At 36.1% G+C, this 24,398-nt stretch carries 22 protein-coding genes and 1 other annotated feature; of the genes, 8 read left to right on the top strand and 14 right to left on the bottom strand.

Features of this window, described 5'->3' with window-relative positions; all coding sequences use genetic code 11:
* Positions 1-605: 605 nt before the first annotated feature.
* Positions 606-1,541 (bottom strand): 3'-5' exoribonuclease YhaM, encoded by a 936-nt coding sequence (gene yhaM, locus TY13_RS13000; protein WP_042476698.1) that lies wholly within the window; start codon positions 1,539-1,541, stop codon positions 606-608.
* Positions 1,542-1,751: 210 nt separating this feature from the next.
* Here yhaM and TY13_RS13005 point away from each other — a divergent pair, with 210 nt between their 5' ends.
* Positions 1,752-1,937 carry a YhzD family protein gene (locus tag TY13_RS13005; RefSeq protein WP_042476701.1) on the top strand — a complete coding sequence of 62 codons (186 nt, stop codon included), beginning with the start codon at positions 1,752-1,754 and terminating at the stop codon, positions 1,935-1,937.
* A gap of 71 nt (positions 1,938-2,008) precedes the next feature.
* Here TY13_RS13005 and TY13_RS13010 read toward each other — a convergent pair whose 3' ends face one another.
* Positions 2,009-3,187 carry a hypothetical protein gene (locus TY13_RS13010; RefSeq protein ID WP_042476704.1) on the bottom strand — a complete coding sequence of 393 codons (1,179 nt, stop codon included), beginning with the start codon at positions 3,185-3,187 and terminating at the stop codon, positions 2,009-2,011.
* Positions 3,188-3,502: 315 nt separating this feature from the next.
* On the opposite strand from TY13_RS13010, the gene TY13_RS13015 reads away from it, so the two are divergent.
* The gene (locus TY13_RS13015; RefSeq protein ID WP_042476707.1) at positions 3,503-3,976 is read left to right on the top strand and encodes a hypothetical protein; all 474 of its coding nucleotides are present in this window, start codon (positions 3,503-3,505) and stop codon (positions 3,974-3,976) included.
* 765 nt (positions 3,977-4,741) lie between these two features.
* Here TY13_RS13015 and TY13_RS13025 read toward each other — a convergent pair.
* Positions 4,742-5,524 carry an enoyl-CoA hydratase gene (locus TY13_RS13025; protein WP_042476713.1) on the bottom strand — a complete coding sequence of 261 codons (783 nt, stop codon included), beginning with the start codon at positions 5,522-5,524 and terminating at the stop codon, positions 4,742-4,744.
* 343 nt (positions 5,525-5,867) lie between these two features.
* Positions 5,868-6,112: a binding site (T-box leader), on the top strand.
* 68 nt (positions 6,113-6,180) lie between these two features.
* Here TY13_RS13025 and serA point away from each other — a divergent pair.
* Together serA and TY13_RS13035 are read left to right on the top strand one after the other, a co-directional pair.
* The gene (gene serA / locus TY13_RS13030; RefSeq protein ID WP_042476716.1) at positions 6,181-7,803 is read left to right on the top strand and encodes a phosphoglycerate dehydrogenase; all 1,623 of its coding nucleotides are present in this window, start codon (positions 6,181-6,183) and stop codon (positions 7,801-7,803) included.
* 369 nt (positions 7,804-8,172) lie between these two features.
* Positions 8,173-9,432: a polysaccharide deacetylase family protein gene (locus tag TY13_RS13035; RefSeq protein ID WP_042476719.1), complete on the top strand. Its 1,260-nt coding sequence runs from the start codon at positions 8,173-8,175 to the stop codon at positions 9,430-9,432.
* Positions 9,433-9,570: 138 nt separating this feature from the next.
* On the opposite strand, the gene TY13_RS13040 is transcribed toward TY13_RS13035, so the two are convergent.
* From TY13_RS13040 to TY13_RS13065, 6 genes are all read right to left on the bottom strand, one after another.
* Complete coding sequence (locus TY13_RS13040; RefSeq protein ID WP_154661607.1) at positions 9,571-9,918, bottom strand: hypothetical protein; 348 nt, start codon at positions 9,916-9,918, stop codon at positions 9,571-9,573.
* A 125-nt stretch (positions 9,919-10,043) separates the two neighbouring features.
* Complete coding sequence (locus tag TY13_RS13045) at positions 10,044-10,832, bottom strand: HAD family hydrolase (RefSeq protein WP_042476724.1); 789 nt, start codon at positions 10,830-10,832, stop codon at positions 10,044-10,046.
* Between the two features lie 190 nt (positions 10,833-11,022).
* Positions 11,023-11,271 carry a DUF3006 domain-containing protein gene (locus tag TY13_RS13050; RefSeq protein WP_042476726.1) on the bottom strand — a complete coding sequence of 83 codons (249 nt, stop codon included), beginning with the start codon at positions 11,269-11,271 and terminating at the stop codon, positions 11,023-11,025.
* Positions 11,258-12,460, bottom strand: a complete 1,203-nt coding sequence (locus tag TY13_RS13055; RefSeq protein ID WP_042476730.1) for an MBL fold metallo-hydrolase — start codon at positions 12,458-12,460, stop codon at positions 11,258-11,260. The genes TY13_RS13050 and TY13_RS13055 overlap by 14 nt, the downstream gene beginning before the upstream one ends.
* 17 nt (positions 12,461-12,477) lie before the next feature.
* Entirely contained in the window at positions 12,478-13,905 is a 1,428-nt protein-coding gene (locus tag TY13_RS13060) for a GGDEF domain-containing protein (protein ID WP_042476733.1), read from the bottom strand.
* 176 nt (positions 13,906-14,081) lie between these two features.
* Positions 14,082-15,593 (bottom strand): coproporphyrinogen III oxidase, encoded by a 1,512-nt coding sequence (locus tag TY13_RS13065; RefSeq protein ID WP_042476736.1) that lies wholly within the window; start codon positions 15,591-15,593, stop codon positions 14,082-14,084.
* Between the two features lie 252 nt (positions 15,594-15,845).
* Between TY13_RS13065 and TY13_RS13070 the strand changes: the two genes are divergently transcribed.
* Entirely contained in the window at positions 15,846-17,138 is a 1,293-nt protein-coding gene (locus TY13_RS13070; protein WP_042476738.1) for a DUF2252 domain-containing protein, read from the top strand.
* Positions 17,139-17,232: 94 nt separating this feature from the next.
* On the opposite strand, the gene TY13_RS13075 is transcribed toward TY13_RS13070, so the two are convergent.
* Positions 17,233-17,577 carry a YlbF family regulator gene (locus tag TY13_RS13075; RefSeq protein ID WP_042476740.1) on the bottom strand — a complete coding sequence of 115 codons (345 nt, stop codon included), beginning with the start codon at positions 17,575-17,577 and terminating at the stop codon, positions 17,233-17,235.
* A gap of 19 nt (positions 17,578-17,596) precedes the next feature.
* Positions 17,597-18,742 (bottom strand): DUF445 domain-containing protein, encoded by a 1,146-nt coding sequence (locus TY13_RS13080; protein WP_042476743.1) that lies wholly within the window; start codon positions 18,740-18,742, stop codon positions 17,597-17,599.
* A gap of 127 nt (positions 18,743-18,869) precedes the next feature.
* On the opposite strand from TY13_RS13080, the gene TY13_RS13085 reads away from it, so the two are divergent.
* The 3 genes from TY13_RS13085 (at position 18,870) to TY13_RS13095 (ending at position 20,886) form a co-directional block, all read left to right on the top strand.
* Positions 18,870-19,079 carry a YheE family protein gene (locus tag TY13_RS13085; RefSeq protein ID WP_042476745.1) on the top strand — a complete coding sequence of 70 codons (210 nt, stop codon included), beginning with the start codon at positions 18,870-18,872 and terminating at the stop codon, positions 19,077-19,079.
* 247 nt (positions 19,080-19,326) lie between these two features.
* Entirely contained in the window at positions 19,327-20,070 is a 744-nt protein-coding gene (locus TY13_RS13090; protein WP_042476748.1) for a TerC family protein, read from the top strand.
* A gap of 255 nt (positions 20,071-20,325) precedes the next feature.
* The gene (locus tag TY13_RS13095) at positions 20,326-20,886 is read left to right on the top strand and encodes a manganese efflux pump MntP (RefSeq protein ID WP_042476751.1); all 561 of its coding nucleotides are present in this window, start codon (positions 20,326-20,328) and stop codon (positions 20,884-20,886) included.
* Between the two features lie 109 nt (positions 20,887-20,995).
* Here the strand turns inward: TY13_RS13095 and TY13_RS13100 are convergent, their stop codons facing one another.
* The 3 genes from TY13_RS13100 to TY13_RS13110 all read right to left on the bottom strand — a co-directional run bounded on the left by TY13_RS13100 (position 20,996) and on the right by TY13_RS13110 (position 24,392).
* A complete protein-coding gene (locus tag TY13_RS13100; protein ID WP_042476752.1) occupies positions 20,996-22,276 on the bottom strand; it encodes an MFS transporter in 1,281 nt (426 codons plus the stop codon).
* A gap of 95 nt (positions 22,277-22,371) precedes the next feature.
* On the bottom strand, positions 22,372-23,451 hold the full coding sequence (locus tag TY13_RS19900; RefSeq protein ID WP_052344335.1) for a LuxR C-terminal-related transcriptional regulator: 1,080 nt from the start codon (positions 23,449-23,451) through the stop codon (positions 22,372-22,374).
* A gap of 107 nt (positions 23,452-23,558) precedes the next feature.
* Positions 23,559-24,392, bottom strand: a complete 834-nt coding sequence (locus TY13_RS13110; RefSeq protein WP_042476755.1) for a GNAT family N-acetyltransferase — start codon at positions 24,390-24,392, stop codon at positions 23,559-23,561.
* Positions 24,393-24,398: the final 6 nt, after the last annotated feature.

Below are 24,398 nucleotides of genomic sequence, written 5' to 3' on the forward strand. Positions count from 1 at the left end.
TATAATTGAGTTGTTAAATTGTACCTTGTTCGGACTAACAACGCAGATAGTTAAACAAGAATCACTAAAATTGGGAATACAAACGGAGGAAGATATTTTAATGGTAATTAAAGAATTTGCATCAAGTCTTTTACTTATAATTAGTTTGTTTATATTTGCTATAAGTGCATATTTACTTTATTGGACAATGATTATGCCTCTAATTGCAATCATTCCTTTGCTTGTTTCTTTAGTTTCTGGTTTATTATGTTTCTACTGTTCAAGAAAGAAAGCTTGTTGGTAGAAAAAAAGACAATTAGTTATTTTTATTGAACTACCGGGGTGCTTTAGTTGAGTAAAAAGGCTAAGATAGCTTTGTTAAAAATAATCTAACAAGGCTATCTTGCAACTTCATTACATATCCATTTAAAGCGTCTCTAAATACCTTTTGATAATTTAAAATGTTGCACACATTATAATCACTTGATGATGTCATGTACAATTACTTTTCTTTAATATTACAGAGTATCTGTATAGAATTGATTATGAACAATATATTAGGAATTTTCTACCTTACTTAAAAAGGTCGACAATCGTATAAATGCATACGATTGTCGACCTTTCGATTATATTTTTGGTTTATAAAATGATCGATTATCAAGTGGGAATAGACGCTCTGTGAATTCGCCTGGCTTCGTTTTGTCTAATGCTCGCGTCAGCATGTTCATTTTTGCATCGATATTGTCGATGTAATGTAAAATTTCTGCTTCCTGAATCATTGGCTTTTTCGGGCTACCCCACTCTTCTTTTCCATGATGTGATAATACAAGATGTTGTAGCAGCATGACTTCTTCGCCTTCAATATCAAGCTCAACTGCTGCTTGCCCGATTTCGTTTACCATAATTGTAATATGACCAAGCAAATTACCTTCTATTGTGTAAGCTGTCGCAATTGGTCCTGTTAATTCAACAATCTTTCCGATATCATGCAAAATAATACCAGCATATAGTAAATCTGTATTTAAAGATGGGTATAATTCAGCAATCGCCTTTCCTAAGCGCAGCATCGAAACTACGTGATCAAGTAAGCCTGATACATAGTCATGGTGATTTTTTGTCGCTGCTGGATGTACAAGTAAATTTGGCTGATGCTTTTTAATTAAATGACGTGTAATACGTGAAATACTAGGGTTTTTGATTTCAAAGAAAAATTGTGTTAACTCCTCTAGTAGCTTTTCTTTCGGAATAGCTGCTGCGGGCACTAAATCGCTAATTTGCACACCTTCTTCTGGTCGCGCTACACGAATTTGCTTAATGCGTAGTTGGCTTTTTCCGCGGTAATCATGGATTTCTCCACCTACTCGGACAATCGTCTCTGCTTTATACATATTTTCATGCTCTTCATTTGTATCCCACAGCTTTGCCTCAATATCGCCGCTCTTGTCTTGTAAAATAAGGGACATGAAAGGTTTTCCAACTGTTGTTACACCTTTTGTAGCCTGTTTAATTAATAAAAATTGGTCAACCTGCTCCCCAACTTGAAGCTTAGTAATTCCTTCCATCTCGAAATCACTCCTTTTCTTGACATTCATCGTTTTCAGCACGATCTATTACCTTTATTGTACCATGATTCAATTAAATAATATCAAAAATTGTCAATGAAGCAGGCAAATTGAAGAAAACAATAGACATGAAATGAATGTTCATTCATAATGTATTTATAATAATATACCTTATTCTAAAGTGAATTTACACAAAAGGTGGGAGATTTTATGGAAAATTATCGCTTTACTGCATTTGAAAAAACAGGGGAAACATTATTTGACGAAGTTTGGACATTTAACAACGATGACGCTGCCAAAATCGAGGGACAAAAACAAATCGATGAAAAGGGCCTTTCTGATAAAACGCATCGCCTAGTTAACTCAGCGGGTAAGCTTATCTTATTCCACGTCTAGGAAAAAGCTGTAGGCAAATGAGACTAACCTACAGCTTTTGCACTTCTATTTAACTGCTTTTACCCGCTTTTTTATAATGAAAGCGGGTAAAGTACTTCGTATATTTCTTCATTTGTTGGTACATGTAAATACATGCGCAACTTAATAATACGTGTTAGCTCACGATGAATTAATTCATCAGCAAATTGCTGCTGATCCTCCGATGAGTACATTTCTATTAATGTTTTCGGCATGTTATGCAAAACCTCAAAATCATGCAAAGCTTGCTCTAGCTCTTCCTCATTTAATAAATATTCTTCAGCTAACGTCGATAAGCGGTTATTGAAAATATCTAGCATTTGCAAAGCATCATCACGAATGAATAAATCGAGAACGCGCTTCGTTATTCTGCTTGCCAAGCTACTACCAATAATTAATCCAATAACGCCCCCAATGATGCTTATAATAGCTGTGCTTACATTTGGAATCGATAAACCGATGCCGCTACCTAACAATGTGCCAGCAATGCCTCCTGCTACACTTGCTGCCGTTTTAGCAACATTTTTAAATAATTGCTGTGAAGACATTTTCCCTTTTACTGTTCGAGCAATATCCACTGCTGACATCATCCCGGTTACTAACGCTCCTGTCACAACATTAGCATTTAATAACATAATCCCTTTTTTCGTTGCAGCAGAGCTAATCATCGCTTTTTTTGTGATAGATGCAGCCATTTTTTTAGACGCCATTTTCGCACCACCCGTTTTCAGGGCACTGCTTATGTCTGGATTTAAGTCAAAATCGGCTGTAATATCATCATGATTATTTAACTGTAATGAGATGACTTCCTCAGCAAATGTTTCTCCTAAAACGGCTATTCCTGTATAAATGCCATTTTCTATTGCCACTTTACGTGCAGCGCCATTCCACTTGCTTTGTGCAAAAGCTGTAACAGCACTTATACTAATCGCATCATTAATGAAGTTAATACGCCCTTGCTCATCCATTATTAGGCCATGGATATTTCTTGCAAGGGTCATATGCTTTATTTGTGCATATGTAAATGCACCTTTTTTAATCATCTGTGTTAAATCTTTTGTTGCATTATCTCGTTTCCTAATTGCTTCCACAATGTCTTCATATTGCTCAAATGGCACTTCTAACAAGAGTCGCTCACTATTTGTTATGTATTGTAGACAAATTTCTGTTGTGCTTTCCACTGTAGGGCAATAAACATTGACGCTCTTAGATGTACTATATTTGGATTCCATATATATTTCCCCCGACTTTATCCATTCTATAATAATCATCTTCGGCGTATATGTACAGTGAATTACATTAGAATAGTGAATTTATCCTTTTTTCGTCTTGATAAGAGTTAAGTGCATCAATATAAATACACACTTATCACAAAAAGATTGACGGTATATTGGCGGTATATGTCGGTACAAAAAACTAATTATTTTTGATATACTCAAAATAACCTAAGGATTACATTATTACAAGTAAATGTAAAATTATAATTTAACTTATAAAAGTACTTATATGAATTAAACAAAACACTAAGATAGCTAGGAGGATACAATATGAGACAAAATAAACTTTTATATTTAGGAATAGTTTTAAGTGTTCTGCTTCTTAATTTTTCAACTAATATAAGAATTGCATCAGCAGACTTTTCTAATAACATTAATTATGAGTCTAATGGAGAAATTATAATTAAATATTCAGCCCCCGATATGGATTGGACAAATGCCACTGAACAACAAAAGTATATACTTACGAAAATTGGTTGGGAGATTGAAAATGATATTCCTGTACTTTATAGAAAAACTTCAGATATTTTAAAAAATAATGATCATAACCCAAGTCTGATGAATATTCAAAATGCGCATCATGAAGAACAAGGAATGGTACTAAGTGTTAACAATAAGGTACAACGGTCATTTGACGGAACATTTTACGTGGATGAAAAATATGATGAAGCTTATATAGAAATTAATGGTTTTAATCATAAAATTAATGCAAAAAAAATTCTGACGGGATATTTCAAGCAATAATTGAATTAAACCTTAGTGAAATAATTGATTCAATGGGCAATGCCCCAAATAGTTTAGGAGTGGTTCCATTATTTTCTCCTCCACCTCATGGAACCTATAAGTATCAAGTAGGGGATCAAGTTCACTGCAATCGCTTTAATGGACCTTATACCGACCACTACCATTACGCTAAAACTCATCCACAAGCTTATATTAACTTTTATATGAGCGATTGCGAACATGGAGTTGCAGCATTTATATGTAATTCATATGGAAATGATCCATGTAATAGAGATAAACAATTGGCATATTGCTCATTAATGATTTATCATATCACAAGATATCATTTACATTAATTATGAATCTCTTTTTTAAAGGGGGATGAATTTTGTTACCATTATTTATAATCACCTTTTTAATTATTATATGTACTGTTATTGCTTGGCTTTTTATAAAAAATGATAATTTAAAACCAACTTTATTAACGTATATTTTCTTTGGAAGTACGATAATCGTTTGGGGATTATTTATTACTGGCTTTTTTACTCACTTCTCAAATGAGGTTGGGAACATATTGTGGACTTGCAGTTGGATCTATTTATTAATTTTAGGTGTTTCATGTTTTATATATGAAACAAAAAATAGTAGACTGTATGCCGTATCCATTTTATTAATTAGTGCCATCAATTTAAATTTTTATATTTTCTCTACGTTTCTTGGTAGAATGTGAAAAGACGAAAAACCTATTTTGGTTTTTCGTCTTTTGTATTTTAGCAAGTTTGCTTACTACTGCCCTATAAAATTAGGCTGGCGTTTTTCCACAAATGCTGTAATACCTTCTTGATGGTCTTTTGTTGCTCGCATTTTTGCTTGTGCACTAGCTTCAGCTTGTAGGATACGCTCTAGTTCGGGTAGCTTTTCTGCGTGTAAAATTTGTTTCGTTGCAAGCATTGCTGCAATTGGTGATGCGAGCACTTTGCCAACAATTTGATCCACAGTTGCAGCAGATGCGCCATCGGATACAGCATAGTCGATTAATCCTTGCGCAAATGCCTCCTGTGCCTCCATTACTTTGCCTTCCCAAATTAACTGCTTTGCCTTTGCTACACCTAAACGCTCCTTCATAAAGAAGTGCCCACCACCATCAGGCACAAGCCCGATACCGATAAAATTCATTGCTAGCTTTGAGGATTCCTCTGCCACAATAACATCACTTGCAAGTGCAAGGCTTAAGGCTAACCCAGCAGCTGCACCATGAATTTGGGCAATTGTTAGCATAGGTAATGTGTAGTATGCTTTCGTAAATCGTGTAATATATGACATCGTCGCTTCAAAATCAATCGCTTCGTTTGCACTAAGCATCATTTTGATATCACCGCCAGCTGAAAATACACGACCTTCCCCTTTTACAATCAAGACTTGGACGTCTGGCTCTTGATGTAACTTTTCTAAACAGTCAGCCAACTCCTGCATCATCATAATATCCATCGCATTCATCGCTTGTGGTCGATTCAATGTTAAAACTGCTTTTCTCTCTAATATTTCTAATTCAATTGTTGTATAGCTCATAAAAAATCCCCTCCAATAATGAATAACCATTCACTTTTATTATTCTACTTTTAATTTCAAATTCCTTTTTTATTCAACAAATTTGTGACTGATAAATTTAGTAATTATCGAACATAATAATTCAACGCCGCTATTATCTTAATATTCCGTAAACTATGATATAACAAGCTTTCCCTAAAATGATAACGTTTCCAATAAACGAACATTATAAATCTATTTTCAATATTTCGTTCGTTTTTTATAAACCAATTTGATTTTTTTATTATATTTTTTTGTTTTTTTTCGGAAAAATGCGTTGACAAAGGTTTATTCTCGGCTTATGATGTTATCAAATTTAATTACACAAAATATTGTGATGGAGACATGCTCATCGTACTTGTTCTAAAGAGAGCTGATGGTTGGTGCAAATCAGTGAAGAATACGAATGTAGTTCCACTCCTGAATAGATAAGTGGAAAAATATAGTATACTTATCCGTGTCATGCTCGTTACGCATAGTGAAGATTGCAACTATAATTTCCGGAATATTTTTGCAATGAATAAGGGTGGTACCGCGCAAGTATGTTCATTATAGCCTTTCGCCCCTTACATTTTTATGTGAGGGATGGAAGGCTTTTTTATTTTATATTGATTTTTATTAAAAGGAGAGAATAAACAATGACAACAAAAACATTAGAAAAAGCAACAAAAGCAATTACGGTGTTTATCGCAGACCCATTAAGTGAGGATGGTATATATCCACTAGTACAAGAAACCGAATTAAATTTAAACATCATTGTGGATACAGGTTTATCTCAGGAGGAATTAATAAGAAAAATCGCGGATATTGAAGTGCTATTAGTGCGTTCACAAACAACTGTAACACGGGAAGTTATTCAAGCAGCTAAAAAGTTAAAGCTAATTGGTCGCGCTGGTGTTGGTGTTGATAATATCGATTTAACTGCTGCAACTGAGCACGGTATTATCGTTGTTAATGCACCAGACGGTAATACAAATTCAGCGGCTGAGCATACTATTGCTATGATGACAGCTCTTGCACGCTTTATTCCTCAAGCATTTAACACATTAAAAAATGGTGTTTGGGATCGCAAATCGTATGTAGGAGTTGAGCTAAAAAACAAAATATTAGGCGTTATTGGTATGGGGCGTATTGGTGCTGAGGTTGCTTATCGAGCGAAAGGGCAACGTATGCAAGTCATCGCCTATGATCCATTTTTAACAGAGGAGCGCGCACAGGAGCTAGGTATTTCAAAAGGGACTGTTGACGAAGTCTGTGCAGCTGCTGATTTTATAACAGTGCATACACCTCTATTACCAGAAACACGTAATCTTATTAACAAAGAACGCTTCGCGATTATGAAAGATGGTGTACGTATTATTAACTGTGCACGCGGCGGTATTATTAATGAGGATGATTTATACGATGCGATTGTAGAGAGAAAAGTTGCTGGTGCTGCGTTAGACGTTTTCGTAACAGAGCCTGCAACAGATCATAAACTTTTAACATTACCTGAAGTTATTGCTACACCACATTTGGGAGCATCTACTGTAGAAGCACAAGAATCTGTTGCAGTGGATGTGTCAAATGATATTATTAAGTTTTTCAAAACAGGTACTGTCACAAACCCTGTCAATATGCCATCAATTTCAAAAGAGAAACTTGCGCAAATCGAGCCATTCTTTGAGCTTGTTGAAAAGCTTGGAAAATTCCTTATTCAAGTAGCGGATGAAACTGTTAAGGAATTAAATATTTCATATGCTGGAGACGTTGCAAACTTTGATGTACGTCCATTAACAGCAAATGCTATTAAAGGTTTACTATCAACAAACCATGGTACACATGTGAACAATGTCAATGCCCGTTATCTTGCCGAACGTATCGGCATGAACATCAACGAGCATAAAACAACGACAGCAAAAGGCTTTACAAATTTAATTACAGTAGAAATTAAAACAGCAAATGAAACACATACAGTAGCTGGTACTTTACTAAATGGTTTAGGTGCACGTATCGTGAAAGTAGAGGGCTTCGTAGTTGATGTAATTCCAACAGGCAATTTACTGTACATTAAAAATACAGATAAACCTGGTGCTATTGGTCGCGTAGCAACAAAATTAGCTGAAAAAGACATCAATATTGCAACAATGCAAGTAGGTCGTGATATGGTTGGCGGCTCTGCGGTCATGATGCTGGCAATCGATAATAGTGTCACTACAGAGGATTTAGTATATGTAGCACAGCTTGAGAATATCGATGAAGTAAAGGCAATTACACTATAAAGCTTTTTTCCTACTTTACAGTTCCAGGTTTTCTTTAATGTTTTCAAGCAACCGTTTTATGTTGCTTAGCTTTTGAAAAAATCAATTACGTCTCAGCGTAATTGATTTTTTTCGAACTTCCCTTTTTACTTATTTGTTACTTGTAGCATATAATTGTATGTATACAATTTTTTGGGCTGATTCTTTCTTGCAGTTCTTGACAGCCTTCTCTGCCTTTCAAAAATGCTTACCAGCTAGTAAAGGTCTGCAAATACTAAGTTTTAAGGTACTCCACTACATTTGAAAAAAAGCAGTGGAAAAGATTTTTCAGTTTTTAGGAACTGTTTGTACTGCTCCAACAGTTCTATTAGCTTAAAGGGGAGATTTTATATGAAGAAATGGCTTTATAGTTTGCTTACTGTATTATTAGTTAGTGCAGCCTTTATAAATATAAAGACAGTAGCTGCGCAAGATAAAATGGCAATTCGAACTGTTGTAGAGGAAACGTATTTATTATCAGATGACTTCGTTACGCCAATCACATCTCTGCCACCAAAGGCAATTGTTATTTTACATAATATCAACGCTGGCTGGGCACATATTGACTATAAAGGACAGCAAGGCTATGTACCTTCTACAACGCTCAAATCTGCCCAGTCAACATTAATGCTCGCAACAGCCAAAAACCCTCCGATTGTACGAGAAACAACAGAAACGCAAGCAAAGCATTTAGGCAATCTTCATCTAGACAGTGTTGTGCAAGCATATGCAACAAATGAGGATAATTGGTATTTCGTACAGTATGGCAATTTAACAGGTTATGTAATAGCAACAGCACTAAAAACACCTACTTCAAAAAAAATGCTTGTACAGGGGCAAGATGGGCTTATTGTACGTAGCATAGCTAGTAAATCAGGAGAAAATATAGCTACTATTCCTGCCAATACGAAAGTTGATATTTATACGAATTTTCAAGGCTGGGCATATGTTGTGACAGACCAAAATATACAAGGTTACGTACTAGAAAAGGGGTTAAAGGAAATTCCAGTTCCTAAGCTCGGTAGATATAGCCAAGGTGCTGCAACAAAAACAAAGCGTATCGCATTAACTTTTGATGATGGACCACATCCTACTGTTACAAAGGAAATATTAGCGACATTGCAAAAATACGATGCCAAGGCAACCTTTTTCATCACAGGGCATCGTGTAAATAAAAGTCCTAAAGTGTTAAAAGAAATATATGATGCCGGACATGAGATAGGCAATCACACATGGAACCATCCTAAGCTTACAAAAATTACGTTAGATCAAGCAAAAGCACAAATTAATGAAACAAATAAAATAGTGAAATCAATTATTGGTCAAGAGCCTACTTTATTCAGACCACCGTATGGCGCATATAATAAAGATATTTTAGGATCGCTATCTGTCCCACTAGTTATGTGGTCAGTCGATACACTCGATTGGCAGCATCGCACTCCTTCTAAAACACTAAAGGCTGTACAAAATGGTGCGTACAATGGCAGTATTATTTTAATGCATGATATTCATCAAACAACGGCAGATGCTTTAGATAGTGTTCTTAGTTATTTAACTAAGCAAGGTTATGAATTTGTTACCGTATCAGAGCTAATTACTCCTCTAAAATAAGAAGAAGCTAGCTGGAAAGGTTTTCATTTCCAACTAGCTTTTTTTAAATTTGTATCGAAGGAGAAGCTTTCTATAAAAAATCCCTAAAGCTATATACTAATAATTGGTAATCACTACTCAGATTATAGTTTTTCTACATCAATATCGATTCAGCTCTGCAAAAGTTAAATAGTGCTGTTGTTGCACAGATGCCGTTTGTAGTATATCCATATTATCTGCAATCGCTACTCCTGACAAACAAGCAATAACAAATATACCTGCCCCAATCAAAAGCGATAGCTGACGATGAACTTTTTGCATTTCACTATTAGAGGATTGTTTATCTTTGCTACGCACTAAAGTGAAAAAGCGTGCTCGTTGACTTTCTTGCGCGAGTACATAATGACAGGCAACACAAAGCTCTGCAACATGCCCTTCTATAGATAATTTATTCATTTCCACTATATTTGCTGCACGTCCGCAGTTTTCACAACAGTTCATTTTCATAAGCATTTTCCTCTCCATTAGCTATATTCTATTATATCTAAAAAATCGGAAAATTCAATATTTTGAATGTGATTCACAAAAAAATGAGTGGAAAGCAGTTACTCCCCTGCCTTTCCACTCAATTCTTATTGCTTCTTTATCAGCTCTAAAAATGCCGTTAACGAATCAACTTCATATGTAGGCTTTACCTCTACATGTGATGCTTTATTCTCTCGATTAATCCACACATTTTGCATCCCAACACGCGATGATCCCAAAATATCCGTCATTAAATTATCGCCGACCATAATAGATTTATCAGCAGTTGTACCTGCCTTCTCTAGAACATATTTAAAAATCGATGCATCAGGCTTTCCTTTTCCAAAATCACCTGAAATAATGATTTGGTCGAAGTAAGGCACTAGCTCAGGTGTAATCTCCAACTTTAAATTTTGCAAGCTAGGTGCACCGTTTGTTAACAAGACTAGCTGATATTTCCCCTTAAGCTCGTCCAATACGGCAAATGTATCTTCATATACAAATGGGTTTTTTTTACGCTCTGCTACAAAGCGCTCTCCAAGCTCTAAGCCAAATGCCTTATCTTCTATGCCGAGCTTTGCTAACCCTTGTGTCCATGCTTCTGCGCGGTATGTTGGTATGAACGATTTCATTTTTTGAAACATCTCTGTCGGGTCATCAAATGTACCCCACAGCCCTTCAAATGGATTGATGCCAATTAGCTTCGTATAATCATATGTTTCATACGATTCGTAAAGCGCTCTTGCACTTTCACGCACCGCCTGCTCCAATTGCTCTGCATCCACTGTGTAACGCTCACTTGCATAGGCACATGTACGGTCGAATGCTGTTTGCACTGATTTTTTATCCCATAACAATGTATCATCCAAATCAAAAATAATCGTTTCAATTGTCATAAGGCACTTCCTATTCTTATGTATTATTCTATTATTCTACCATACTCTGTCGACCTAATTTATGAATTTTTCTGAACATTCTTTTATAAAAAAAGAAAATAAAATTGTCTCAAGGGTGGATTAGTACGCTACCTTTGAGACAATGATTTATTCTTTAATATAAGTAAAATGAAATTTATTAACGCTTCATCTATTTTCTTTTATCACGTAACGCTCGCATCATTTGCTTAATTTTATCCTCTTGCGCAGATGTTTCTTCATTAAGTCGTTGGATGCTATAGACGCCATTCTGATAGCTAATCGTTACAATATCCCCTTCAGACAGTTGCTCGCTATATTCATTACGATGGATGATTATTTGCTCTGTTTCTTCTGGTCGCTTTAAGAAAATTGCATAATCTCCTTCGAAGCGATCGAGTGTATAGTTATTCAAGCTCACTTACAATCTCTCCCTTTGCATTTATAAGCTGCGCTGCATCCCCACTATTTGCCCATATTTGCTTTGAAGTCCATTTCAATTTGCCCCTACTATCCTTTGCGTCAGGTCCGCTTGTAATTGATAATTTATCGCTAGGCTGAAGCGTAATATTAGGAAAATTAAATACTTGGTCCCCTTCCACAGATATGAGCTTCCACCCCTGCAAAGATACAGACTCATCCCCTGTATTTTGAAGAACAACTATCTCATTGATTAAATCTTTACTTATCAATTCAATTTTTGCTTTCGATTTTGTAGTAGTTGGCTTTGCACTAATGGAGCTTGTTGCTCCAATACCTGACCACTCAGCAGCTGTTGTACTATAGCTTGTCCCATTAGTTGAAAAAACAATCGTTCCAGCTTCGGCTGTACCATAAATTTTACTTTTAACTGCAAGCGCATTTTCGATTACCTCAGCATGTGGATGTCCATATTTATTATCCTGTCCATAGCTTAACACTACAGCCTCTGGGCGCAATGCCTGCAAAAATTCTAAAGAACTGCTAGTGTTTGAGCCGTGATGTCCAGCCTTTAACACTGTCGCATTCATATTTTCCTTTAATATTTGCTTTTCAATATTAATACCTGCATCACCTGTTAATAAAAATGATACTTCACCATATGTAATTTTTAAAACGATTGATGCATCGTTATTGTCTGAAGCATTTTCGTTCGCATAAACGACTTCCGTTTTCAATTCTTTGTCAAAATCAATTACATCGCCTTTTTCTGGTACGCTATATGCGATATTTTTGTCCGAAACCAACGTTAGCATTTCCTCTAACGTTTGTGATGTATGCACTTTCCCAGAATCGATAAAATGACCGATCGCTATAGAGTTTAACACAGCAATTAAGCCACCTATATGGTCTGCATCAGGATGTGTAGCAACAACATAGTCTAATTTTTGGACTCCTTGCTCGCGTAAATAGGCGACAACTGTTTTACCAGCCCCCTTTACCCCTCCATCGATAAGCATCGTTTTGCCATTTGGTGACTGAATAAATATGGAATCTCCTTGACCTACATCTATAAAATGCACTTGCATTTCCTTGCCAGAAGTCGGCTGTTGCTCAGGCTGTTGAATTTCAATTGTACAACCTATTAATAAAAGGGCAACAACCAATATGCTAATAACTAACTTTTTCATTTCTAACCTCTTCTTTTCTACTGTGTCGCAAAAGCGATTTTAAAAGCATTGCGACCATTGCGCTTGACTACATATAATTCTTCATCTGCGGCTTTTAAAAGCTCTGTGAAATCTTCAACTTTTGTTGCATTTATCATATAAGCCCCTATGCTTATATTGATTTGTAAATGCTCTCCTTTAACTAAAAAGGATTGTGTTTTGAAAAATGAGTGAAGCTTCTCGATAATCTCTTCAAATTGCTGCACATCCTCAGTACGTACACAAGCGATAAACTCATCACCACCATAACGTACAAAGATAGCATCATATTGTGCAAATAGCTGGGCTGCGCTTGTTGCAACAAATTTAATAATATCATCACCGATTAAATGACCGTACACATCGTTTACTTGCTTGAAATAATCGATATCAAAAATAACACAACCGACAAAATGATTATTATATGCAGCTTCTAAAAGATGCTTAGGTGCTTGATGCTCCATATAACCACGATTATAAATTTGTGTCAATGGATCAATAAAAGATGCCATTTTATATTTACGTTTCTTTTCATCTAATTGGAACTTTAACAACGCTCGATTGTATGCTTCTTGCTCATGTTTTTCAAGCAACTCAATATATTCTTCTTGTGCGCTAACAAGCTTTTCTGTTTTGTTACTTTGCTTATAATAATCAATAAGGGCACGTTGCATCACCTTTACCATATAAAGGTCTCCCTGCCCAATAAAAATTTGCTTTGCTTTTTCCGCAGCTTCAATTGCCTGGTCTATACATCCTTTTGCAAATTCAAGCGCCATTTTAGCATTATATAATAATGCCCTGTTGCGATCATCTCGATTTTTGCCATATGTCCTTGTGATTTCTTGCATTTTTATATACAAATCGCTGGCTGCTTCTATATCACCAACATATGAAAAAGCAATGACTGCGTTCCCCTTTATTGGTAATAAATCGATTTGCTCATAGTCCCAACTTGGTACAGTTTCAAGTGCTTTCACTGCATATTCTTTCGCATTCTTGTAATCCTTTAAATCGTAATAAAGATTTGATAGGTTTGAGTACGTATAGCAGAGCTGCTTGTATTCTCTTTTTTCGCGAGCAATTACTTCCGCTTTGTGCATTACTTCTTTCGCCATTTCTGTATGACTTAAAACTGTGTATAAAATACCCGCTAAGCCATAGTATAAGCTGTAATGTGCATTTGAAGGGTGACTACTACATATTTGCTCAAATTGAAAAAGTGTAGAAAATGCTTCTTCGTAACTACCTGTATAAATATAAGCCATAATTCGTTGTTTTAATATTTCTAGTACATCATCCACTTCATTCAATTTGAATAATTTATTCTCAATTTCATCACTTAATATAATGATCTCCTCGTAACGCTCCTCAGCACGAAGATGTTTAATTGTTATTGCAAGCTCTTTTAATGTACCTTTATTCATCAGCGCATCTCCTTGAATCTCCACGGAAAGCGGAGGAATTATTCAATACAATCTATGGCTTAAAATTATTTTATCTTGATTCAGTATGGACGCAATTATGCTTAAGTATAATTGATTGAAGTTAAATATAACAAAACAGGGAATAACATAAAGTAAACATGCTATTCCCTGCTATTTTACCTAACTTTTACGTATAAATCATTTAAAATTTCAATTTTTTTCTTAATTGCATCCTCAAAGGTCATAATATATGCCGCAGGATCTTTAGGATTATGGAACTGCGTGATTTTTCCTGTATCAGGGTGCACAAATTTCGACGAAGCACCACAGCCTATACCTAATATCGTTTGTACCTCTTCCATAATAGCAATATTGTAAATAGACTCCTCGCCAGGCTTACAATAACCAACATTCTCCAAATTTCCTAAAATGTTTTTTTGTCGGTATAAATAATATGGAACATAACCATTCTCTTTTGTCCAATCTGTCGCCATTTGCATCATTTGGCTTACTGTATCCCGGTCCGCTACACGATATTTATCTTTGTTGCGTGTCATTTCTGATGCACGCTTAAAGCTTAATGTGTGAACAGTAAGAGATTCAGGCATCATTTTTGCAGATTCATTTAATGAATGCTCAAATTCAGCAATCCCTTCATTTGGCAAGCCGATAATTAAGTCCATATTAATATTATTCATGCCATGCTCACGCGATAACCAAAACTTATCAATCGTTTCCTGTACAGTATGATGACGTCCAATTGCTTTTAATGTTTCTTGCGTATACGACTGAGGGTTTACAGAAATTCGGTCAATACCCCATTTTTTCAATACTTCTAATTTTTCAGGTGTAATCGTATCCGGACGTCCTGCCTCTACCGTAATTTCACGAATCGTTTGCGGGTTTGGGAACGACTCGAACATCGTTTTATAAAGTGCGTCCATTTCATCGGCTTCAATCGAAGTAGGCGTTCCCCCACCCCAATAAATCGATGTAATGCGCATATTATTTTCTGTTAACCATTTCCCCATTTCACGTAATTCAATATGCAAGCCATCAATAAATTTTTCTACGCGTCCTTGCTTGCGATTACTTTGAATTGCATAAGCTGGGAAGGTACAATAAGCACACATCGTTGGACAGAAAGGTACACCGATATAAACTGAAATTTCCTGCCCTAGCTCGTCTAAATCCGGAATAATTTGCAGCTGCCTCGCAACGATTTCCTTCATTAAAGAAATTTTCGCGTCCGATAGGCGATAATCCTTTTTTAACACTGCAAAAATTTCTTCTTCACTCATCCCTGCTTTACGATATTTATGGTAAAGCTTTGTTGGACGAACCCCAGTTAAAATTCCCCATTGCTGCGTCATCCCTGTGTATTGCTCAAGTACATCAAGCATTACGTGTGATAGCGCACGCTTCATCCGAATGCTTTGCTCCTTTTCTGTACCTTCCGTTGCATAGCTAATCGCATAATCACTCGTATATTTTTCATCCTCTACTACAAGCTGTGCCTTGGTATGGATTGTAAAATCAGCGTCTATGCGGTGTGAGAAAGCAATCGCCATATCAGCGCCATCCTGTGTAAATTGAATAATTGAATCCTCATAAAAAAGATTGGCGATATGGTTTAACACACGATTCCAATCCTCTTTAAATTGCTCATTTATGTGTATCGTTTTCATTGTTTTTTCTCTACCTCATTGCATTTTAATTACACATTGGCTTCAGAGCAAAATCTAGAAAAATATGTACTCTCCGCCAAAAACAGTGTTTTAATTCAGTATATGCCGAATTATAATACTACACCTTTTAACATTGTACCAAAAAGCAGGCACTTTTTTTGTAAAATTGCTTGATGTTTTTCAAATAATCATTACATATAATTTCCAGATAGTTTATAATTCCTTATAATCTAATATTATGGAGGTAATTTAATGGAACATGTTTTATTCGAACGCGTTAAAAATACACGAGCATTTTTACGTAAAAACCTTCTCACAACAATTTTTAAGGAATTCGATGAGCAATGCATGGAGCTAACAGTTGAACAACGGCGTACAAAATATGAAAAAATGTTAGAAAGTCCATTTCGTTTTTTCAGAGGAAGCGCCTATTTATTTTATTTTGATTTAACAAAAATTCCATCAATATTCCATACTCCAACAGTAAAGCCAACTTGGATTCAAGGCGATATGCATATGGATAATTTCGGTGCCTTTCAAAATGAATCTGGCACAATCGTTTATGATATGAACGATTTTGATGAAGGCTATGTTGGCTCTTATTTGTATGATATTGTTCGGATGAGCGTTAGTATCGCGCTACATCTTGAGGAGCAAGGCTTGCATCAAGCAACACAGGAAACAGCGATTCAATCATTTTTAACGAGCTATATTCGGCAAATGAAGCGATTTCAGGAAAAGAAGGATGATCCATTTACATTAATTTTCACAAAGGACAATACGAAAGGTCCTATTAAAAAAATATTAAAAAAGCTAGAAAAACAACAAAGAGAACAATTTTTACAAGGAATTGCGCAAACAACTGAGGACGGACAGCATGTTTTTCAATGGTCCGAGGAATTACAGCCAATCTCTGTGGACGAATATAATTCAATTGTAAATGCACTACCTAATTACAAAGTGAAGGACATTGCTATTAAATATGGCTCTGGTACAGCATCTATCGGCTTAAAACGCTACTATATTTTAGTCGAAGGTGGCAAAGATGAGTTACATACAGACGATTTAGTATTAGAAATGAAGGAGGTGCGTACCGCGATTCCTGCCTATTTCCTACCTTATAACGAAATATTTTGGGAACACTATGAGCATCAGGGAGCTCGCGTCGTAGGTACACAAAGAGCCATGCATCATTTAGAAGACCCGCACTTAGCTTATTTAACAATGGGCGGAAAAGAGTTTTATATTAGGGAGCGTTCACCATTTAAAAAGAAGGTTAAACCGAAAAACTTTAAGGATTTAGAAGATTATTTTGTTACAACATCCATTATGGGTCAAATTGCAGCAAAAGCTCATGCACGTGCAGATATAGATTATTCGACAGTATTTAACTATCATAGCGAGGATGAAATTTTAGAAGTCATCACAAAGAATCAGGAAATATTTATTAACAGCACCATTTTACAAGCGATGCACTATAAAGAAATCGTCTATACGGACTACGCACTTTTTCAAGAATTAATGAAGGCATGGTTTGGTGAATAAAAAACGAAGGCTGAGGGAAAGACAATTTCTTTCCCTCAGCCTAAACTTCTATTCGCTGTTATCACACAACTTACGGTGCAAAATACCTCTTTTATTATAGCCCGTCGTATAAAGATTGAACTGGCTTAGTTAAAATGCGGTTTACTTCTTCAATTACGCGGCTTAAGCCCATTTCTGCTTCAAGCATCGCAAGAATTTTTACGTTTTGCTGCGCAAGCTGTGCTGCTTTTTGCGCGTATGCTAACTCATCTTCTAATAGCTCTTCGCCAGCCATTTGCTTTTGCTGTAGCTTCATTTGAATATCGCGGAAATTTGTAAATAGGGTTTTCGCTTCTTCATCACTGCGCACAGCCTCTACAGTCTCCTGCAATAATTTAAATTCATTTGTTTGACGAAACGTCGCTTCCAATCGGTTAATATCATCATAAATGTTAATCATCGTATTCCTACTTTCCATTTTAATTTGTCATAAAGACGATAACTGCTTGCACAATACCAACAATGCCTCCGATAATACCACCTAACCATGTAATCATACGCAGCTCACTGCTAATTATGCCTAGTACAAGCTCTTCAAGCTTTGCAATTGGGAATGAGTCAACTTGCTGACGCACAACTTCTGCTAAGTTTAAGCGTTTTAACACATCCTCGATTTTGCCTTCTGCTGCTATAAATGCTTTATCCATCACTTTTGGTAGTAGCTCGTCATTAACCCAAGCCTGCCCTTGTGGCCAATAGTCATGAATCGTTTTCTCTAAACGCGCTTCAATAGCAAGCTGCTTTTTCGCATATGCTTGAATGCTCTGTTCAATCGTATCAAAGTTTATGTCTTTCATAAAGTCCATTGCAGGGCGCTGTTTAATTTTTTCCCATTCAGCTGAGAAAATGCGATAAAGCAAGGCACTCGTCCCAGGTGCTTGTAGGAAACGTATAAGCTCGCGTTGTACTTTTTCAACGAGCGACATCGAATCGCCCATAAACATTTGAATCATACCACCGAATGAGCCCTTTGAGCTTAAAAAATCATCAAGCAAGTTTTTAATAGTTCTTGCCCCTTCAGGTGATTGAAAATATGCTACGCCCTTATCTAAAATTTGATCCACAGCATCGCCAATTTTTTTATCTAAAATAGGCTCTAGATCTTCTGGCATTAACTGCTGAATCGTTTTTGTTGCTAGCGTATTTTTTACAGATGTAAACTGATTAGCAATTACGGCATCTACTTTTTGCTCTAAAATAGCAGGGGTGTGCTGCAAATTTGCTAGCCTTAGCCAATCATGAATCGTTTTCTCCTGCGTAAACACCTCTGACGTTACTTTTTGTCGAGCAAAGTCAAGTACATTATTGCGTACATCTTGTGATAAAAATTTCTTTTTAATCGTATCAGGTGTTAATAAAAAATCCGCTACTGTTTTCCCTAATTGAATCGCTAATACATCACGTCTTTTTGGAATAAGCCCTGGCGTTAGTGGTAAACGCCAACGCATAAAGTAAATTGGCTTGTATGGACGAAACAACATTTTAATCGCCATATAGTTTGTCGCGGCCCCTACAATTGCCCCTACACCTGCTAATAAAACTAATAGTCCAAATAAACTACCCATAATATCCTCTCGTTTCTATATCAATTACGCTCATATTGTATAACAGAAATGCAATTTCACAAAACAATCGATATATATTGCATAACGTTTCACTTATTTAGTACGATGAATAGGAAGGGGTGGTTTCATGATTCAGCATTTTAATTTTAAACCGTTGTATGATAATAAGCAGCTACCAGGTTGGCTAATAACCTTTTTCTATAAACAGCAGCGTTATCAAGCAGAGTATCATAAGGATGGGAGCATTCGATTTATCGGAGCATCGCCTGCTGTTGAGAATTTAGCGGCTGTGGAGAAGATGGTGCATGAACTAATGTTATTTCATGTGTATGATTAAGTGCCTAACGCGTAAACAATTTAGGGTGCTAACAAAACAGTTACAGTTTTGTTAGCACCCTATTTTAATTCCATCAAACAAGCTTCCGATTTTTTATCCTATATGATGATTTTCTTTCATCGCAATCGATTATATTGGATTTCCCACTTATTCAAGCATATTTCCATCAACAGGTAATCTTCCTCCTCATAACCAAAATAGCTAAGCATATATTAGACTAGCATAGGATTAGTAGGAGGGTATGTATTTGGAAATCATTCAAGAAATTCTATCTATATACATTCAATTTTTCGATTGGGGCATGTGGAAGGCAATTTTATCTGACCCAGTATCTTGGGGACTTATATCATCACTTATTATTATCGAGGGCTTGCTATCAGCGGATAATGCACTTGTACTCGCAGTGCTTGTTAAGCATTTACCAAATAAGCAACGAAAACGGGCGTTAATGTATGGTATGGTGGGGGCTTACTTTTTTCGATTTTTGTTTATAGGCATTGGTGTTTATTTGGTAGAATTTTGGTTTATAAAATTGCTGGGTGCCTTATATTTAGGGTGGCTATGTATCGCACATTTCGCACAAATAGGGGAAGAGGATAGTGTCAAAGAAGTTAATAAATCGGGATTATTAGTTCGGCTTTTTGGGAGCTTTTGGGCAACCGTTATTATGATTGAGCTAATGGACATCGCCTTTTCACTTGATGCCATCTTTGCCGCTTTTGCAATATCTAATCAAGTATGGATATTAATGATTGGCGGAATGCTAGGTATTTTAATGATGAGAACCATTGCAGGTTTATTTTTAGCTGTTATTGAAAAAATACCCGAACTAGAGGAAGCAGCCTTTATTATCATTGGTATCGTTGCGCTGAAAATGCTCGTTAGCATAGTGGGTATTCACATTCCACATTATATGTTTTTTATTGTGCTAACTATTGTGTTTATAGTGACGTTCGCTATTCATTTCTTAAAAAAACTAAGAGTTGCTTAACATCATATTGAAAAGGCTGACGAAGAATAGCAGGATAGCATCTGCAATTCCCAGTCGGTCTTTTTTAATGTAGTATTTGAACTACCTCTTTGTATTTTTAACCGAAACGTCTGTAATTTATCGATAATGATAGCCCTTTAGAACAGGATCAATTTTCCATTTAAAACGAATACATTCATCGCTCTGTCGAACCAAATATCATTCTACTCATATAATATGGAGGAAAAATAGACAAACGGTTTCGAGGTGGATTTGATGCAGTGGATTACTATCATTCTTATCGGGATAGCAGTGAATTTAGATAACTTGGGCATAAGTTTAGCATATGGAATAAAACGAATTAAAATTCCAATAATCTCAAATGCGATAATTGCGATATTATCTATGATTGTGACATATGTGGCAGTTACAATTGGCGAGGCGCTAATTGACTATATTTCAGTTTATTTAGCCAATCTGTTAGGAAGTCTTTTACTCTGTGCTATTGGGGTTTGGACGTTGTTATCGAGCCGTTTTGTTAAGGCAGGCTGTGTAAAGCCATTTGGTAAAGATAAAAATTCTATCCTTTCTTTAAAAGAAGCCATTACAATAGGGCTTGTTTTATCAGCTAACTGCTTTGCAACGGGCATTGCTATTGGTGCAAATGATATTACAACAATATGGGTAGTCATTTCTATTGGTGTTTTTTCATTTATCACAATAGCGATTGGTAGCCATTTCGGCATGTTATTAACGAAAACTTTTATTGGGCGATACTCCACAGCTATTTCAGGCTGGCTTCTTATAGCCATCGGTATTTTTGAAATTTTCGCTTGATTAGAGGAACTTTGGAATATGTATTGTTATTCCATATTATTTGCCCTTGCATTTAAACAAAAGACACCCAACAATTGGAGTATTATACTACCGATTGTTAAGTGTCTTTTTACCTTATGTTCGACTCTTCTTTCAACGTATATTTGCGCCCAAATGTAATATAGAAAAATGTTGAAGCAATTAAATATAGACCACCAGTAATGGAGAAGGCATAGGCATAGCCCCAGTATGAACCGTATGTCGTGACAAGCCACGCTGCTGGTAAGCCCATAACCGCCCAACCTAAGTTAAAGACCATTTGATTGACCGAGTTGGCTAGCCCCTTATACTTATCATGCACAACTTCCATTGCAATCGCACTTTGGATTGGGTTACCTGCATTCATCAATGCTTGGCGCATTAAAAAGCCTAGGGATGCTAAAAACAAAGAATTTGTAAAGGCTGTTAAAAATAAAAATGGAATCGACATTAGCTGAAATAACACAAGCGCCCTTACTTTGCCAACGCGCTTCACTAGCATCGGACCTATCAGCATCGCAACTGTTGTCATTGCTGAGCCTAACGCTAGTATAAGTCCAATATAGGAATTAGAAGCATCAAAGCGATTTGCAAAATATAAATTTAAATACGGAATAACTAAGCCAGCACCAAACCCTACTAATAAATTGGCTGTACCGAAAAATAAAATCATTTTTAAATTAAAGGACCAGCTTGCTTCCTTGCGTACTTCAGATGCTTCTTCTTGTAGTGCTCCTTTAGCTTTTTGGGCATTCGTCGCTACTGGTTTGAGCTTAAATAATGGGAATAAGCCGCAGAAGAAAATAACACAGCCCATTAATAGAGAGATTTGAATGCTTTGTACCTCTCCCATTTTAGCTAACCATTGCAGGCTATCAGCGATAATTCCGCCTAATAAATTACCGATAACATTCGATACTGTGACAAGAGCAAAATGAATACTAAACAATTGCATACGTTCTCGCGGACTCGAATTTTCAGCTAAAAATGGCACACCTGAAACTTGCGCTAATGCCCAAACAATTCCCATTCCAAAAGCAAGCATTAGCATTGGCTGCTCAGCAGTCACAACGCTGCGCCCTACAAGTAAAATAGCCGTCAAAGTAGAACCGATAATCAAGAGCCATTTACGTCCAAGTTTATCACTTAAAAGCCCCGCTGGTATAAGCATCAACGCCGTTGCAAGCGATGTCACAGAAATTACACTACCATTGACTGACTCAGGTAATCCGAGCTCTCGAATATATAAATTGTACATTACACTAAATACGCCCATTCCAATTTGAATAAGCACATTTGATAAAATAAATAAACGTATATTCCGATTAAAAGATTGAAAGCTTTTTCCCCACTCACGAAGCCATTTTCTCACTTACCGCACCTCGTTCTTCATACAATTAATTCGATAATCTAAATATACGTTTTTCGTAGTAAATAAGCAATATCATTTCAAGATATGTCTGTCTATTATAAAATTCCGCGCTTAAATGCTTCATTCACTAAATGTGTGCGGTTTTTTGCTTGCAGTTTGCTAAGCAGTCGTTGCACATAGTCACGCACTGTAAACTCACTAATAAATAAAGTAGCTGCAATTTCTTTATTGCTATATCCTTCAGCAATTAGATACATAACGCTATGCTCCTTCTCAGTCAATTCTGATTGCTGCTTAAGGTTAGAGGCAGCCGGTTTACGCGATAACAATAAACCAAGACGTTTCCCAACAAGCTCTAATGTATCTAACTGCAATTGTGAATATGGGAAAAACTCTCCCTTTTGGTCTAGCTCTAACCAACCGTATAGCTGATTTCTGTCAACAACAGGAATAAAAAGCATTGAGGATAAATTGAATTTCTTAATCATGTCATCATCAATATATGGATATGGCTCTCGTAAATAGAGCGACTGCTTTAAACTAAAAATTGGAAAATCCGCGGTTAGTTTACCTTTAATATTTTGTACAATTTCTAGTTGATCACCGAACATTCCTTGAAATTCATTTTTCCAAGGGATATAAACATAAAAAATACAACGTTTAAATTGGAAAATAGCCTTCAGCTCTTCTAAAATAGCAGGTAATTCCTCAGCGCTAGAAGCACGAATAAGAATTTCATCCATTTTATCAAGTCGGTTCATATCTAGTGCTTGCTGCCCGTGTGATTGATCCACTGATGCATAATACTGCTGCATTAAGCTCACCATGCAATTGGACAAAAAAATAAACAAATGCTCTATTTGGGGATGTTTTTGATCAAATAATAAGCGTAATGTCGATTGCTCGAAAACAGCTCGAAATAAATTTAAAAACTGCCCCGACACTTGACGTAAGTGCACTTGGATAAACAATTGAAGTTGATTTGTTAAATTGTTTAGTTCATCCACATCGCTTTGTTTAATAACAAAGCTTAAAAAATGGTCCGCAAACTCGATAATCTCTTGCTTCTCCTCAGGAAGTAGTCCTTCCTCCAATTGAACATAGGAGCTAATATTTTGCATTAAATTGATGCGATGTATTTTACAAAACAAAACAAATTGCACGGGTTTTATCATTTCATCACCTACAAATGTATGGGTATTTTAGGTTAATTTTAACACAGATAAATACTTTAGAAAAAATGCGAAAGGGCTGTCAAAAAATTTTTTGACAGCCCTCTTTTTTAATCTTTTCTCAAATGATAACTTATTAATTCATGCTTCACAGTAAAGCCTGCTGCTATATATAGACGCAGTGCACTGTCATTTGTTTTCCCAACTGTTAATTGTACTTCTGGGATTTGGTGCGTTGTGCTAATGCGCGCAAGAGCTGTTGACAGTAGCTTTGTGCCAAGTCCTTGTCGCCAGAATGTAGGCGCAATCGCAATATATTCTATTGCTGCTTCTTTGTGTACGTTGTCTACTTCAATATAAGCATAACCTTGTAACTGCCCTATTTCGTCTACTAATAATAGCAATTCATTCTCGTCATTTAGACGTTTAATAATTGTATCCGCATTATAATACGTATTTGGAAATGCAGCATTATGCAGCTCAGCAAAAGCCTCATAAAAGTGTGGCTCATAAAAAATGAAGGATGTCTCTACTTGTTGGTCTTGTTGCTGCCATAATAAAACAGCATGCTGCCCTATCTGCTGTGCATTAATTGAATTTACAAATGTGTTTGCTAACTTATTTTGTTCATTAATAAAAAATTGAAATTCCTTAATGGTTGGATTCTTTTCTAAAAGTTGCTGCCACATATTTGTTAAAAGCAATGCATGATCCTCTTCTTTAATAAATGGTCCCCATACCTCTGCGCTTGTCCCATCTATATCTAAACCAATAGCTGCCGTAATTTGTCCATCATCATATGCTATTTCAAAAGCGTCTTTCCCAAAATCTTCTTGTAATGTTTGCTTGATTTCTTCTACATTTTCTCCACAATAGCCGATATGATGTGCTTGCTTGTTATTTAAGTGTGCTAGAAATGTTGCTAGCTGCTTATTTTTCACCATAATTAC

The sequence above is a fragment of the Bacillus ndiopicus genome, from assembly GCF_000612805.1.
In the GTDB taxonomy this organism is placed as follows: Bacteria; Bacillota; Bacilli; order Bacillales_A; family Planococcaceae; genus Metasolibacillus; species Metasolibacillus ndiopicus.

What these genes read in the sequence shown, in the direction of transcription:
- TY13_RS13040 (WP_154661607.1), bottom strand. Translation starts at nt 9,918, where the DNA reads ATGAAAATGAACTGTTGTGAAAACTGCGGACGTGCAGCAAATATAGTG.
- TY13_RS13065 (WP_042476736.1), bottom strand. Translation starts at nt 15,593, where the DNA reads ATGAAAACGATACACATAAATGAGCAATTTAAAGAGGATTGGAATCGT.
- TY13_RS13035 (WP_042476719.1), top strand. Translation starts at nt 8,173, where the DNA reads ATGAAGAAATGGCTTTATAGTTTGCTTACTGTATTATTAGTTAGTGCA.
- TY13_RS13025 (WP_042476713.1), bottom strand. Translation starts at nt 5,524, where the DNA reads ATGAGCTATACAACAATTGAATTAGAAATATTAGAGAGAAAAGCAGTT.
- TY13_RS13005 (WP_042476701.1), top strand. Translation starts at nt 1,752, where the DNA reads ATGGAAAATTATCGCTTTACTGCATTTGAAAAAACAGGGGAAACATTA.
- TY13_RS13080 (WP_042476743.1), bottom strand. Translation starts at nt 18,742, where the DNA reads ATGGGTAGTTTATTTGGACTATTAGTTTTATTAGCAGGTGTAGGGGCA.
- TY13_RS13085 (WP_042476745.1), top strand. Translation starts at nt 18,870, where the DNA reads ATGATTCAGCATTTTAATTTTAAACCGTTGTATGATAATAAGCAGCTA.
- TY13_RS19900 (WP_052344335.1), bottom strand. Translation starts at nt 23,451, where the DNA reads ATGATAAAACCCGTGCAATTTGTTTTGTTTTGTAAAATACATCGCATC.
- TY13_RS13045 (WP_042476724.1), bottom strand. Translation starts at nt 10,832, where the DNA reads ATGACAATTGAAACGATTATTTTTGATTTGGATGATACATTGTTATGG.
- TY13_RS13010 (WP_042476704.1), bottom strand. Translation starts at nt 3,187, where the DNA reads ATGGAATCCAAATATAGTACATCTAAGAGCGTCAATGTTTATTGCCCT.
- TY13_RS13055 (WP_042476730.1), bottom strand. Translation starts at nt 12,460, where the DNA reads ATGAAAAAGTTAGTTATTAGCATATTGGTTGTTGCCCTTTTATTAATA.
- TY13_RS13015 (WP_042476707.1), top strand. Translation starts at nt 3,503, where the DNA reads ATGAGACAAAATAAACTTTTATATTTAGGAATAGTTTTAAGTGTTCTG.
- yhaM (WP_042476698.1), bottom strand. Translation starts at nt 1,541, where the DNA reads ATGGAAGGAATTACTAAGCTTCAAGTTGGGGAGCAGGTTGACCAATTT.
- TY13_RS13110 (WP_042476755.1), bottom strand. Translation starts at nt 24,392, where the DNA reads ATGGTGAAAAATAAGCAGCTAGCAACATTTCTAGCACACTTAAATAAC.
- TY13_RS13095 (WP_042476751.1), top strand. Translation starts at nt 20,326, where the DNA reads ATGCAGTGGATTACTATCATTCTTATCGGGATAGCAGTGAATTTAGAT.
- TY13_RS13075 (WP_042476740.1), bottom strand. Translation starts at nt 17,577, where the DNA reads ATGATTAACATTTATGATGATATTAACCGATTGGAAGCGACGTTTCGT.
- serA (WP_042476716.1), top strand. Translation starts at nt 6,181, where the DNA reads ATGACAACAAAAACATTAGAAAAAGCAACAAAAGCAATTACGGTGTTT.
- TY13_RS13070 (WP_042476738.1), top strand. Translation starts at nt 15,846, where the DNA reads ATGGAACATGTTTTATTCGAACGCGTTAAAAATACACGAGCATTTTTA.
- TY13_RS13060 (WP_042476733.1), bottom strand. Translation starts at nt 13,905, where the DNA reads ATGAATAAAGGTACATTAAAAGAGCTTGCAATAACAATTAAACATCTT.